This window comes from Roseovarius sp. D0-M9 (assembly GCF_037083805.1).
GTDB lineage: Bacteria > Pseudomonadota > Alphaproteobacteria > Rhodobacterales > Rhodobacteraceae > Roseovarius.
Map to the genome: position 1 here is coordinate 69,205 of NZ_JBAPKZ010000019.1, position 14,025 is coordinate 83,229.

A 14,025-nucleotide genomic window follows, 5' to 3' on the forward strand; every position below is an offset into this window, starting at 1 on the left:
TTGAGTATTTGAAGAACAATGAAAGACCTTGTGCGTAAAGGCGGTGGCGGTGATAGGTTTGCGCTTATGACACAAAGCAGTTTCGCCCATCGCCTTGCCGTGCGCAGCGCGCTGCCGCGCCTCGATGCAGGCACGCGCGCGCCGGTCAATATCGGGTTTCTCGGACCGCTCAGCGGCCGTGTCGAAAGCTGGGGTCTGCCGGGCCTCAACGGCGCGCGGATCTGGGAGGATTGGCTGAACAAGGCGGGCGGGCTTCTGGTGGATGGGCAGCGCCATCCCGTGCGCATCCACGCCTTCGATTGCCGCTATGATCCCGAGCATTCGATGGAGGGCGCGCGCCAAATGGTGCAGCGGCATGAGGTTTCGCTGCTGATGATGCTGGGCGGCGATACCTTTACGCCCGTGCGCGACTTCCTGATGCGCTCCAAGGTGCTGACCTCGACGCTTCTGCCGTCGGATCTGAGTCCTGATACACCTTGGCTGATCGCGCCGAGCGAACTGCATCCGATCTATATGGTAACAGGCGTCGATTGGCTGGGGCGCGCCCGGCCCGACCTGCGCCGGGCGGCGATATGCAGCCAGACCGATGCGCTGGGGCTGCCATCGCTGGCAAGCTATCGCGCGGCATTCAAGGCGGCGGGAATTTCGGTGACCAAGGAGGTGCAATACCCGCCCGAGCAGACGGACCCCGCGCCCATCGTCGACGCCATGCTGGAGAGCGATCCCGACATCCTCTGCTGGTCAACGAGCTATGCGCCGATGGTCCACGCGATGACGGAATATGCCTTCGCGCGCGGGTATCGCGGCCAGATCCTGTCCTGCACGCTGGACAATTATCCCGCCCTCGTGGCGCGCACCTCGGCCGAGTTCATGGAAGGCACCGTCTTTCAGTTTCCCGATTTCGACGATCCGATGCTGCGGGAAAAGGCATTCTTCTTTAACCAGCCAGACATCTTCTTCGAGGAATACAATCGCCGTTTCCCCGATAGCTGGAGCGCGGTGAGCTGGGAATATGTCGCGACATTGGAAATATGGCAGGCCGCCGTCGAAAAGGCCGGAAGCCTCGCGCCTGCCTCGGTTCTGGCCGCGATGAAGCAGCTGGGGCAGGTCACCCACGCCTTTGGCCCGGCGCAGTGGTGGGGCGACGAAATGTTCGGCATCTCCAACGCTCTGGTGGGCGATTGGCCCGTGGTTACGGTGCAGGCCGGCAAGGCGCGCATCACCGAATTCGGCTCGATCCCCGCGTGGCTGGACCGGCACGGCGACCTGCTCCGAGCCGAGATGTCGGATCTGGGGCAGCTGTGGGAGCAGCGCCTGGCCAATGGTGGCTGGGCGTTCTCGGGTTAACCTGACAAGCCGAAGGGCGGCGCAGGCCACTGGAAACTGCCGCCAAAGCGTTTAAAGAAGCAGTGTAGCACGCGCGGAGAGGCTGGTTTGAGCGACGATCTGAAAGTTTTGGTGATCGGCGGCACGGGCCGTGTCGGGCGCATGCTGCGCCGCCATTGGCGGGCGGCGCCGCCGCGCGGCATGGCTCTGACGTATCAGGCACGGCAGGGCGGCGATATCACCTGGGACGCCAGCGATGGCCCCGGCGCGCTGGCCGCGCATGGCCCGTTCGACCGGTTGCTGGTGCTGGCAGGCGTCACGCCCGGCCCCGGCGTGGATGCGCGCGCGGACATGGCGCAAAACGTGGAGATCGCGCGCGCCTGCCAGGCAGCGGCGGCGCAGATGGGTGCAGCGCACATGCTGCTGGCCTCCAGCTCGGCCGTCTATGGCACGGCCCTTAGCCGCCCCTATCGCGAGGACGATCGCCCCGCCCCCACCAGCCCTTATGGCAAGGCCAAGCTGGCGGCAGAGGCGGCGGTGCAGAGCGGCGCACCTGCCGTCTGTGCCCTGCGCATCGGCAATGTTCTGGGCGCGGATGCGCTGATGCTGAATGCCGCACGCGCAAAAGCCCAGGCTCCGCTAATGCTTGATCGTTTCGCAGACGGCCACGGACCATTGCGCAGCTATATCGGCCCCGCCACGCTGGCCGGGGTGCTGGAGACGTTGCTGGAGGCCGGGCCCGGCCTGCCTGAGACGCTCAACATCGGGGCGCCTGCGCCGGTCGCCATGCAATCCCTGCTGGAGGCGTCGGATACACCCTACCGGATGCGCCCGGCCCCGCCCGAGGCCGTGCAGACCGTCACGCTGGACTGCGGCGCACTTGCCACGCTGCACGCATTTCCGCCGCAGGCTGCGACAGCGCCCCAGATGGTGGCTGAATGGCACCGACTGAGGGATGCGCCATGACCCCTTTCAAACGGTTTTTCGACTTCATCTCTGCCATCGTGCTGGGCACCGTCCTTTTGCCGCTGACCCTGTGGGTGGCGGCGCTGATCCTGATTCGGGACGGGCGGCCCGTCTTTTACGTGGCCGAGCGGATGAAGACGCCGACCAAGGCCTTCGGCCTCATCAAGTTTCGCACCATGCTGCCTGCACCCGATGACAGCGGCGTATCGGGCGGGGACAAGTCGGCGCGGCTGACGCGCACGGGCGCAATGCTGCGGGCCAAGCGGCTGGACGAGTTGCCGCAGATCTGGAACGTGCTGAAGGGCGATATCAGCCTCGTCGGCCCGCGCCCGCCCCTGCGCAGCTATGTGGAGCGGTTTCCCGAGACTTACGCCAAGGTGCTGAAATCAAGGCCCGGCATCACCGGCCTCGCGACGCTCTATTTTCACCAGCATGAGGAATACCTGCTGTCGCGCTGCAAGGATGCCGACGAGACCGACCGCGTCTATGCCGCGCGCTGCGTGCCACGCAAGGCGCGGATCGACCTCATCTATCAGCGCAATCGCTCGTTTTGCTACGACTGGGAAATCATGCTCAAGACGGTGTTCAAACGGCTCAGATAGCCTTCAGAACTCCTCCTTCAGGGGCCGCGCCAGCAGCGCTTGCACCGCCCCTGGCGGAGTGACCTCGCCGTCCAGAAGCCGGCGCGTCATTTGCAGGATCGGCGCGTCGATGCCCTGCTCTGCAGCGATGCGGGCGGCGATATGAACCGTCGCCGCGCCCTCGGCCAAGGGCCGCCCCTCCAGATCCTCGCCCCGGCCCAACGCCACGCCATAGCCGAAATTGCGCGATTGCGCCGATGCGCAACTCAGCATCAGATCGCCAAAGCCCGACAGGCCCATATACGTCTGCTCCTGACCGCCCATCGCGGCACCGAGGCGGCGCAATTCGACGAACGCGCGCGTGATGAGCGCGGCCTTGGCGCTCTCGCCATAGTCGAGGCCGATGACGATCCCGGCGGCGATGGCATAGACGTTCTTGAGCGCGCCGCCCGTCTCGACCCCGGCGATATCGGCGCTGGCATAGGCGCGGAACGTGTCCGAGCCGAGCGCACGGCACAGCACCAGCGCCTCGACCTCGGTCCGTGCGGCCAGTGTCACCGCAGTTGGCTTGCCCGCCGCCACGTCCGTGGCAAAGCTGGGGCCCGACAGCACGGCCTGGGCGTGATCGGGGCAGATCTCGGCCACGGCGCGGCTGAGGGTGAGGCCCGTCGCCAGTTCGATTCCCTTGGCCGTGTTGACCAGAACCGCCCCCTTGGGAATATGCGGCGCCAGTGCAGGCAATGCGCCGCGCAGGCTTTGCGCGGGCAAGGCAAGAATCACGATATCCGCCTCAGCCAGCACGGCGGGGTCGGTGCCCGCGTCGATGCGCTCTGACAGGGCAATACCGGGCAGGTAGCGCGGATTGGTCCCCTGAGTGCTGAGGGCGCGCGCCAGAGCCGCGTCGCGGCACAGCAGCGCCGTGTCCCGCCCCGCCCGCACCGACACACAAGCCAGCGCCGTGCCCCAGGCACCGCCGCCGATGACGACCGTTTTTTCATTCATGCTGGCCTCGCAGGGTGTAACTCGGTTTTGCGCAGCCTAACGCGCGCCGGCGCTGCGGGCCATGGGCAAACGGGCCAAGGCAAGCCCCTGCGGGGCACCCGGCGGCTGGGCCGCCTGTTTCGCGCCCGGCGAATTGCGGCGCGGTCGCCACTCCGGGGCACGGGCGCTACTTTACAGGTTGTCTCGCGGGGCGCGGACCATGTAGATGGAGGCGCGGCCACCCGATGGGCGCGATGCGACTGACCGGGGGGCAAGACGCGTGAGCCAGACCAGGAAGATCATTTTGAACTGTCTGAAATGGACTGCCCTGTGCCTTGCCACCATGTCCGTTGCCGCATGCTCCCTGCCACGCGGCGCCGCGCTCACCTCGGAAATCATCAAGGAAGAGAGAGCCGAAAGCCCGACCTACCAGGTCGTGCGCGTCGGACGTGTCAATGCCGCAGCCGTCGCAGGCTGGCCCGAGACGGGCACGAATTCCAATTATGTATGGCCGGCGGCGTCGAATGGCCCGCAGAGCGCCATCATCCGTCCCGGCGATACCCTCAGCCTTGCGATCTGGGACAATCAGGACAATTCGCTGCTTACCCAGCAAGACGTCAAATCCGTCGACATGCCGGGCCTCACCGTCTCGCCCTCGGGGTCGATCTTTGTGCCTTATCTCGACGAGGTGGTCGTGAACGGGCAGACCCCGGCGCAGGCGCGGCGGGAGTTGCAAAACCGCCTCAACTCGATCGTGCCATCCGCGCAGGTCCAGCTGGAGCTGAAACCGGGTGCGAACAATTCGGTCGATCTGGTATCGGGCGTCTCCGCACCGGGCAGCTATCCGATGGCAGATCGCAACTACAAGATCCTCAGCCTGATCGCTCAGGGCGGCGGTATCGCGCCCACGATGCGCAACCCGCTGGTTCAGTTGCAGCGGGCTGGCCAGACATACAGCATCCGCGCCGAACGCCTCTTTGCCGATGCATCGCACAACATCACGCTGCGGGGCGGCGACAGTGTCGTCGTGATCGAAGATCAACGCTATTTCACCGCTTTGGGCGCGACCGGCGCCGAGGAGTTGATCCGCTTTGACCAAGAGGAAATCACCGCGCTTGAGGCGATGTCGCTGATCGGGGGCCTGTCCGAAAGCCGCGCCAACCCCAAGGGGGTTCTGGTGCTGCGCGACTACGAGCCGGCAGCGCTGCGCGCAGACGGCTCCGGCCCGTCCAAGCCGCAGGTGATTTTCGCGTTCGACATGACCAGTGCGGACGGCCTTTTTGCCGCGCGCAATTTTCATGTGCAGCCCGAGGATACCGTGCTGGCGACCGAATCCGCCGTCACATCGGTCCGCACGGTGCTGGGCCTCGTCGGTTCGGTCTTTGGCGTGGTCAGCGCAGTCGACAATTACTGAGAACGGCCGCGCCCTGCGCGTGCCTTTCGCCCTGTTTTGTGGGCTCGACATACCAGGCGGATTTCCCGTGCCCTCTGGCCCGAAGGATGCGTCACGTCGCGGCCCCGTTCAGATCTAGCGCTGGGGCCTATCGCAACTTTGATTGGACAGGACCGGCTCGTGCCGGGATACTGGCGTATGTGATGACCGCCCCAGATCAGCGAACCATGCGATGACACGAGAAATGCCGTGCAAAGTATCGGGCAAAGCCCCGCATATGCGATCTGCGGGGGCAGGCATGGTGGCGCGCACCTGTGGTCGACTTGGGGCATGGCCCGCCCTCTTGGCGCTTGGACTATCGCTTGGGGCGGTGCCGGTGACCGCATTTGCCGATACCGCGCCGAGCGCCAGCGGGCAAAGCGCCACCGAACCAAGCGATCAGACCACCGGCCTGATGTGGAACCGCACCGGCCTGCCCGCTGTCTTTCCGCTTCAGGTCAAGACATCCGCCGGGCAGGACTACTATCTAACGCTCAGCGATGCCGAGACGGGCGAAGACGCCCTTGGCGCCTATATCAAGGGCGGCGATTTCTTCAGGGTGCTGGTGCCGCCGGGCAGCTATACGGTACGCTTTCACATCGGGCTGGGCTGGCAAGGCGAAGAGGATCTCTTCGGCCCCGGCGCGCAGACGCGCCTTCTGGATCTGGACGCGCCGCTGACGTTCGAAACCCGCAGCCTCGGCACCAAGGCGGGCCATCTGATCGATCTGGAGCGGCTGGGCCAAAGAGAGGTGCGCAGACCGCGGATCGAGGACCAGCTGATTTGCCAGTTCCAGCACGCGGATGCGCCGCCTGTCACCTATTCATTCCTCAAGACCGATCGCGCCCGCCCGAATGGCCGACGCAAGCCCATCGTGCCGCCCAAAGGGCCGCTGCGATATGAGGATCGCGACCTCTTTGGCACCGCGCTCGATCCGACGTATCCGGGCGACCGGCAGAGCCCGCAGGGCTATCGGCGATGGTCAGAGTATTGCGGCTGAAAACTGCGCTGAGCTGCGACATATTGACGGCCTTCAAGGGGGGAACAATCGCGCGCGCTAAGGCGTTTTGACTTTCTGATATCCTTAGGAATAAATTTGAAAGGTCAGACATGCGCATTCTATCTCTGGCAATAGCGGGATTTCTTGCGGCTCCGGCGCTGGCCGACACGCCGATGTATGAGGTGAGCGACGGCACGATGCTGCCCGGCCTTGGAATCAGTGCAGACATAGCGGGCGATCTCGATGTGTTTGACACGTCCGGGCGCGAGATCGGCGAAGTCGAGAACGTCGTCGGCGCGAGCATGGACGTCGCTGAGGCGCTGGTTGTCGAATTCGAGGATGGCGTGGCTGACTATGGGCGCGAGGAACGGGTGATCCCGCTGGCCCATTTCACCTTCGACGGCAGCGCGGTTGTCCTCGATGACGAGGCGGACGTGCTGAGCATGCCTGTCTGGGACGATTGACAGAACCAAGCCGTAGGGGCCATTTCCCCTGCCCCGCATCCAGATGAAATTCCCCGTCCGGTCCTGCCTGGGCGGGTTTTATTGCGCCCTGTGGCATGGAATGCCGCGGCACACAGCGAAGCCCCGCATCCCTCAGGTTGCGGGCTGGCCGCCCTCGTTCTTGGCCTTGTCCTTGGCTCCATCGCGCTCCCATTGGAGCAGGTCGTAGAGAACCGGCGTCAGGAACAGCGTCAGGATCGACGCAGCCAGAAACCCGCCGATGATGACCAGACCGATGGAATAGCGGCTGGCCGCGCCCGCACCGGTCGACAGCACCAGCGGCACCGCCCCGAGGACAGTGGACATCACCGTCATCAGGATCGGGCGCAAACGCACCGTCGCGGCCTCGATCACGGCCTCGCGGATTTCATATCCTTCCTCGCGCAGTTGATTGGCGAATTCGACGATCAGGATGCCGTTCTTGGCCATGAGCCCAATCAGCATGACCATCCCCACCTGCGTATAGATGTTCACCGCCTCACCGACCGCCAGCAGCGTCAGCAGCGCCCCGGCCACGGCAAGTGGCACCGACAGCAAGATGATGACCGGCTGGATGAAACTCTCGAATTGGGCAGCGAGCACAAGGAACACCACGAGGAGCGCCAGCGCAAAGGTGATGGCGATGCCCCCCGACGTGGTCTGAAAGCGCTCGGCCTGACCTGAATAGGAAATCTGCATCTGGTTGGGCAGATCTTCGGCAATCCGCTCGACCGTGGCGATGGCAGACCCCAGATCGACACCTTCGGCCAGCGAGGCGGAAATTTCGACCGAGGGCTGGCGGTTGAAGCGGTTGTAGGCGCGCACCGACGCGCGCCGCTCGAGCGTGACAAGACCGTCGAGCGGCACCAACTCACCGTTTTCAGCCCGCACATTTATGCCGCGCAAGTCAGCGGCATCGGCGCGCCGCTCGTCCGGGGCTTGCAGGATCACAGGATACTGGCGATCACGCGAGATGAATTCCGTCACTTCGGCTGAGGCGAAAAACGTGCGCACCGCGTCCGAGATAGCGCGGGTGTCGACGCCAATCTCGCGCGCCATGGCACGGTTCACGCTGATGTCGTAGCCGGGGGTATTGATCTCGTAGTCGCGGCGCACACCGATGATATCGGAATTGGCGCGCAGACGCTCGACCATCTGGCCCGAATAATCGGCCGCCTCCTCAAAGCTGGGGGCCGTCACGATGACCTCGAGGCCCGAGCTGCCGCCCGCATCGAGGCCCGAGGGCGCGAAACTGCGCACGCTGGCACCTGTCAGCTTGGCGAACTCGGGTCGCAGTTCGGCGATGACATCGCGCGGGCCCATGTCGCGCTCGCCCCAAGGCGTCATGGTGGCGACCACGAAGGCCCGGCCCGCCTCACCATATTGGCCGACGATGGCGATCACGTCATCGACGACGCCCTCGTCGCGATAGGGGGCGATCAGATCCTCGATCTCGGCCACCGCCGCATCCGTGAGGCCCAGCGCCGATCCGGCTGGCGCCTGAACCGAGACGAAAAAGAGGCCGCGATCCTCGTCCGGCGTCAACTGCGACGGCAGTTGCTGATACAGCGTCCAGGACATGCCCGAGAGCGCCGCCGCGATGCCCAGCACCAGCACGGGCATACCGATGGCGCGGGTCAGAAGGCTGCGATAGCCGCGCGACAAACGCTCGGTCGCGGTCTGCACCAGACGCTCGAAGCGGCCCTTGTCCTCGCTTTTCTTCAGCACGCGGCTGGCGATCACAGGGCAGAGCGACAGCGCCACGAAGGTCGAAAGCGCCACGGCGATGGCGAGCGTCGCCCCGAATTCGCGAAAGAGCTTGCCGATCTCACCTTCGAGAAACGACAGCGGCACAAAGACCGAGATCAGCACGGCCGACGTCGAAATGACGGCAAAGAACACCTGATTTGCACCGGCGCGCGCCGCCTCTGATGGGTCCTCCCCCCGCTCGATGCGGCGGCCAATGTTTTCGAGCACGACGATGGCGTCATCGACCACCAGCCCGATGGCGAGGATGAGCGCGAAGAGCGTGAGAATGTTGATCGAAAACCCTGCCACCGCGATGCCCGCACAGGCACCGATCAGCGCGATGGGGATGGTGACCGTCGGCACGATCGTCGCCCGGACCGAGGTGAGAAAAAGATAGATCACCGCGACCACGATCACCACGGAAATCGCCAGTGTCGTCAGCACTTGCCGGATGGAATTGCGAATGAAATCCGCGTCGTCCGATGTCACATTCAGATTGGTGCCGCCGGGCAGTCCGGCGCGGATATCCTCCACCTCGGCCTGCACTGCGGTCGAGATGGACAGCGTGTTTGCCGATGATTGCCGCAAGACGCCGATGCCGATGGCCGTTTCGCTGTTCGAGCGAAAGGTGCTGTCGTCCGACTCGGTGCCGATCTCGACATTGGCCACATCACCTAGCGTCACACGGCCTTCGGGCGACGTTCTGACGATCAGATCCGAGAACTCCTCGACGCTGCTCAGGCGCGTTTCGGTGCGCAAAAGATAGGTGCGCGATGTGCTTTCGATCTCGCCTGCGGGCAGTTCGAGGTTGTTGTCACGCAGTGCGTCTGCGATCTTGGTGGCGGTGACGCCCCGCGCGGCCATCGCATCCGGATCGAGCCAGACGCGCATCGCATAGGGCCTGTCGCCATAGATCTGCGCAGCGGCCACGCCCGAGAGCGTCTCGAGCCGGTCGATGACGAAACGGTCGGCATAATCCGTCAGCTCGGAGGCGGACATGACATCGGATGTCATGGTCATCCATAGGATCGGATCGCCTTGGCTGTCGTTCTTTTCCACACGCGGCTCTTCCGCCTCTTCGGGCAGTTGTCCGGCGACGGCCTCGACCGCGGCGCGCACGTCCGAGGCGGCCTGATCCACGTCGCGGTCCTGCAAGAAGGTGATGACAGAGCGCAGGCCACCCAGCTCGGACTCGGTGGAAATGCGGTCGATACCAGCAACGGTCGAAATCGCGCCCTCGACCACGGTGGCAAGCTCGCTATCGACGACAGCAGGGCCGGCGCCGATGTAGTCGACCGTCACGGTGACCTCGGCGGTCGTGGTATCGGGCAACTCGCGCACGGGCATACGTGACAGGCCCGCGATTCCCATGACGATGATCAGGATCGACATCACCGTGGCCAGAACGGGGCGGCGGATGCTGAGATCGGGTAATGTCATTGCGTGGCCTCCGTGGCCGCGCCCTCCGAGGCGTCCTGACCGTCGCCAGACTCGCCGACCCCGTCGATCGTCTCGGCCACTTCGACAGGCGCGCCGTCCGAGAGCTGATCCCAGCCAGCGACAACCACGCGGTCCTCGGCGCTCAGCCCCTCGCGCACCTCGGTCAGCGGGCCGAGCGATCTGCCCACCTCGATCTCGGTCCGCGCGGCGGCGCCGTCTTCGACCCTGTAGACGTAGGTGGTCAGCCCCTCACTAATGATGGCGTCGTCGGGAATGGCCAGCCCTTCGGACACACCGAAGATCAGGCGAGAATTGGCGAACATCCCGCCGACGAGACGGCCCTCCGGGTTGGCGATTTCGGCGCGCAAGGCAAAGCTGCGCGAACCGAGATCGACCTCGCTCGCGCGGATCGTCACCTCGCCCTCGAAGGTCTCACCGGGATAGGCGGGAGTCGTCACGATAAGGGTCTGGCCGGGTGCCACACGCTCGAAATACCGCTCGGGCAGCGAAATGGCCACTTCGACGGAGGTGAGATCCGACAGGCGTGTCACGGGCGCGCTGCCGTCCAGATACGTTCCCGGCTCGATGTCGAAAACGCCCAGCGTTCCCGCAAAGGGCGCCATTATGGCCCGATCCTGCAAATCGGCGCGGGCGTCCATCGCCGCAGCCTCGGCGCGCAGAAACGTCGCCCGCGCACCTTCCAGCCGGGCCCCGGCGGCGACATTGCTATTGGCCAGTTCTTCGACGCGGTCGCGTTCCTGGCGCGCCTCGGCCAAGGTCGCCTCGGCCTCCGACAGGGCGGCACGCGCCGCGCGATCGTCAAGCTGGATCAAAAGCGCGCCTTCCTCGACATGCTGGCCAGAGGTGACAGGCACTTCGGTGACACGGCCCGGTGCGTCCGGCACCAGCTCCACCGACCGCACCGGCCTGAGCGTGCCGACGGCAGTCACGGCATCCTCGATGTCGCGCACGACAGGCTGAGCGACGTCGACGGGCGTTGCGGGGCGCTGATCATCCTCGCCCCCGTCAGGCGCGCGCATCGAAAGCAGCGCACCCGTGCCAAAGACACCGGCCACACCCAATGCGCCGATGATACAAAGGCCGAGAATGAATTTAATGCCATTCCTCAAAATAACTGCGTCCCCTCTTTGGCGTCTAACGCCCCGTCCCGCCGGATCGGCGCATTGCAGGTGCGCGGCATTCAGCCGCAGCGCAGCGGAGTTGATATGCCAGCGTGGGACATAGGGCGAAGAGGGAATTCGGCCACAAGGCTGCATCCCTCGATCTGCTGCGCCGCAGAATCTACCGAATTGCCAAACGCCAGCCGCGCAAATATCTCTTGCGGGCGCTGGTTTGTGTATCGGACGATGACGCGTGACGGTCGACCGCAGCGTATCAACCCCAAGTCGCCAATGAAACAAAGTGGTGCGGGTGAAGGGCACCCGCTACATGTATCATGGTGTATCATGATGTTCTCATACTCCTGTTTATTTTGCTCATTGTGTCAGTGACGTGTATCAGCGTGTCTCATATCGTTTCACCAAAGCGCACCCTTCATTGGGGGGCTACCTGGGGGGCTGGATGGCGGGCCAGAACAAACTGACGGCACTGAAGATCAAGTCCGCGATTCCGGGCGACAAGCTGCAAGACGGCGGCGGCCTCATTCTCAACAGGACGGGCAGCGGCGGGAAATGGATATTCCGGTATTCATTTTCGGGCAGGCGCAGAGAAATGGGATTGGGCTCAATGCCTGACGTCACGCTTGCCGACGCGCGCCGTGCCCGAGCCCGCTGGGCAGCGGTCCTGCAAGACGGGCTGGATCCGATCAGCGAGCGACAGCGCATCAAGGATGAAGAGGTCGCGTCCCTCGATCGAGACGATCCAACTCTCGCTGAAATGATCGACACAGTTTTTGAGGCGCGGAAAGGTCAGTTGCGCGGTGATGGGACGCGCGGGCGCTGGCTTTCGCCCCTGCGCGTGCATGTCATACCCAAGATCGGCGCGCGGCGCATGTCCACGATCCATCAACGCGACATTCATGACGTCCTCGCTCCGATCTGGCGCACGAAACACGAAACCGCCGACAAGGCGCTTTATCGGCTGCGCATCGTGTTCAAACAAGCCCGGTACATGGGCCATGACGTAGATCCCTTCATCTGTGACGCGGCCCGGCACATGCTCGGGCATCACGATCACGAAGAGACACCTATCGCCGCGACGCCATGGCAGGACGTGCCGGCGCTTTTCGAGCGTATCGCGGGTCCGCATCCGTCGCACTTGGCGCTGCGCTGGTCGATCCTGACCGCGACACGCGGCATGTCCGCGCGCGGGGCACAATTCGATGAGATTGACGGCGATGTGTGGACCGTGCCAGCGGATCGCATCAAGGGGAAGCGCGGCAAGGTCAAAGACTTCCGCGTGCCGCTGTCACGCGCCGCCCTCGATGTGCTGGAGCAATGCCGTGCGCACGCGCGCAACGACTATCTCTTTCCAAGCCCCCGCGTCGGCTATGTGAGCGTGCAGGCGTTGACGAAGGTGCTGGGCCGGCTGGGGGAGGCCGGGCGCCCGCATGGTTTCCGCACGTCGTTTCGCTCATGGATACAGGACACGAACGCGGCGCCTTTCGATGTGGCTGAGACAGCACTCGCGCATATCGTCGGCAGCAAGATCGAGCGCAGCTATGCCCGGTCAGACCTTCTCGACCAGCGCCGCGCGCTCATGGAACGGTGGGGCCGGTTTGTCACCGGCGAGGCGGCGGGCGACGTGGTTCAGTTGCGCAGTTAAAATTCACTCAAACGCGCCAATCCAAAGCTTCTTCTGGCCGAGGCTGCGCTGGCGCATGTGATCAAGAGAAAGGTGGAAGCCCCATTGGAGGCGCTGCTGAGCCCAAATGGTAAGGGCCGGTCCGCCAAGACCATCACGCAGCTGAAAGCCTGCTGGTGGGAGGACTATGAGGCTTGATATAAACGCTACCTTGGCTCACGGCGGTTTCTCTTGATCTCAACGGATGACCAATCGCAAAGTAAACTTTCACGCTTGTAGCGAAGGTCCAGCTCCGCCCATGCATAGATGCCACAGCATCGACGTTCCCGGCCCACTGCGGACACTTCGAGTCTGCGCAGCGATCTTCCAGTCCCAGTTTAAAGCTGGCATTGCCCAGATTGCGACTTGGCGTTTCGCAGATTAGAAATCTCTTAACATCATCGGGAGACATCCATGGACCAGTCCGATCAAGGTCTCGATCGACTTAGCGCGCTGCTTCATGTGCTGCCCGCCGAGAACATGCCCATGACGCTCAGCGAACTTGATGGCTACATAGTCGGTGTTCTTGCCTGCCCGGAGATTATCCTACCCTCGGAGTGGTTGCCTCAGGTCTGGGGTGAAACGGGAGAGGCAGAATTTCCCGACGAACAGGTCGCCGAGGAGACCATCGGTGCGGTGATGGCACATTACAACTCGGTCGTTGATGCGATATCTGACTCGCTTTGGGTCGAACCGATCTACGAGATTGATCCCAATAGTGACAAAGTCCTGTGGGAACCTTGGGTCGATGGCTTCACGCGCGCCATGCGGCTGCGACCGGATGCTTGGAGCCGACTGCTCGATAAGGCCGACGAAGAGACGCGGGCCACGATGATTTTCCTGATGGCGCTTCAGGATATCTACACCGGCCAGAGCAAGTTCACGGTTGACGAAATCGACGAGATCGACCTTGAAGCTCCGGATCTGATCCCGAACTGCGTCGCCACGATTTTCTACCAGTCCCGGCCCGAGCTTGCGTTTGGGGAGCCCGCAAATCGTCCCGACATACCATTCAAGGCGGATTTCCGGCCAGGGCGGAACGATCCTTGCAGCTGTGGTTCGGGCCGCAAATACAAGCAATGCTGCGGCCGACATTGAGCAGCCTAAGGGGGCTTGGAGTAACGAGATCGAAATCAGGCCACATACTGAAACATGGACGTGTTAGCCCGGATAATTCATGAGAAGGCGGCGGAGGTAGCGTAACCGTCTGAAACGCCGTATGTTTTGGTTGTCGACGCCAAACATGCAGCTTTCAGGAGGACGACC

The 14,025-nt window shown here is 63.8% G+C and carries 11 protein-coding genes; 8 read left to right on the plus strand and 3 right to left on the minus strand.

Translation table 11 applies throughout. The annotated features are described in order from the left end of the window. Positions 1–66: 66 nt before the first annotated feature. From V8352_RS13270 to V8352_RS13280, 3 genes are all read left to right on the plus strand, one after another. Positions 67–1,347 carry an ABC transporter substrate-binding protein gene (locus V8352_RS13270; protein ID WP_336424775.1) on the plus strand — a complete coding sequence of 427 codons (1,281 nt, stop codon included), beginning with the start codon at positions 67–69 and terminating at the stop codon, positions 1,345–1,347. 87 nt (positions 1,348–1,434) lie between these two features. Next, a complete protein-coding gene (locus tag V8352_RS13275) occupies positions 1,435–2,292 on the plus strand; it encodes an NAD-dependent epimerase/dehydratase family protein (protein WP_336424776.1) in 858 nt (285 codons plus the stop codon). Continuing rightward, positions 2,289–2,894: a sugar transferase gene (locus tag V8352_RS13280; protein ID WP_336424777.1), complete on the plus strand. Its 606-nt coding sequence runs from the start codon at positions 2,289–2,291 to the stop codon at positions 2,892–2,894. The genes V8352_RS13275 and V8352_RS13280 overlap by 4 nt, the downstream gene beginning before the upstream one ends. Before the next feature lie 3 nt (positions 2,895–2,897). Here the strand turns inward: V8352_RS13280 and V8352_RS13285 are convergent, their stop codons facing one another. Next, on the minus strand, positions 2,898–3,875 hold the full coding sequence (locus V8352_RS13285) for an NAD(P)H-dependent glycerol-3-phosphate dehydrogenase (RefSeq protein ID WP_336424778.1): 978 nt from the start codon (positions 3,873–3,875) through the stop codon (positions 2,898–2,900). A gap of 259 nt (positions 3,876–4,134) precedes the next feature. Between V8352_RS13285 and V8352_RS13290 the strand changes: the two genes are divergently transcribed. From V8352_RS13290 to V8352_RS13300, 3 genes are all read left to right on the plus strand, one after another. Next, complete coding sequence (locus V8352_RS13290; protein WP_336424779.1) at positions 4,135–5,268, plus strand: polysaccharide biosynthesis/export family protein; 1,134 nt, start codon at positions 4,135–4,137, stop codon at positions 5,266–5,268. A gap of 256 nt (positions 5,269–5,524) precedes the next feature. After that, a complete protein-coding gene (locus tag V8352_RS13295) occupies positions 5,525–6,286 on the plus strand; it encodes a hypothetical protein (protein ID WP_336424780.1) in 762 nt (253 codons plus the stop codon). A gap of 110 nt (positions 6,287–6,396) precedes the next feature. Beyond that, positions 6,397–6,750 carry a hypothetical protein gene (locus V8352_RS13300; RefSeq protein WP_336424781.1) on the plus strand — a complete coding sequence of 118 codons (354 nt, stop codon included), beginning with the start codon at positions 6,397–6,399 and terminating at the stop codon, positions 6,748–6,750. A gap of 132 nt (positions 6,751–6,882) precedes the next feature. Here V8352_RS13300 and V8352_RS13305 read toward each other — a convergent pair whose 3' ends face one another. Both V8352_RS13305 and V8352_RS13310 read right to left on the minus strand, forming a co-directional pair. Continuing rightward, on the minus strand, positions 6,883–9,957 hold the full coding sequence (locus V8352_RS13305; RefSeq protein ID WP_336424782.1) for an efflux RND transporter permease subunit: 3,075 nt from the start codon (positions 9,955–9,957) through the stop codon (positions 6,883–6,885). Continuing rightward, positions 9,954–11,087, minus strand: a complete 1,134-nt coding sequence (locus tag V8352_RS13310; RefSeq protein WP_336424783.1) for an efflux RND transporter periplasmic adaptor subunit — start codon at positions 11,085–11,087, stop codon at positions 9,954–9,956. The genes V8352_RS13305 and V8352_RS13310 overlap by 4 nt, the downstream gene beginning before the upstream one ends. Before the next feature lie 427 nt (positions 11,088–11,514). Between V8352_RS13310 and V8352_RS13315 the strand changes: the two genes are divergently transcribed. Continuing rightward, positions 11,515–12,741, plus strand: a complete 1,227-nt coding sequence (locus V8352_RS13315) for a tyrosine-type recombinase/integrase (protein ID WP_336424784.1) — start codon at positions 11,515–11,517, stop codon at positions 12,739–12,741. A 432-nt stretch (positions 12,742–13,173) separates the two neighbouring features. Next, the gene (locus tag V8352_RS13320) at positions 13,174–13,857 is read left to right on the plus strand and encodes a UPF0149 family protein (RefSeq protein ID WP_336424785.1); all 684 of its coding nucleotides are present in this window, start codon (positions 13,174–13,176) and stop codon (positions 13,855–13,857) included. The last annotated feature ends 168 nt before the right edge of the window (positions 13,858–14,025 follow it).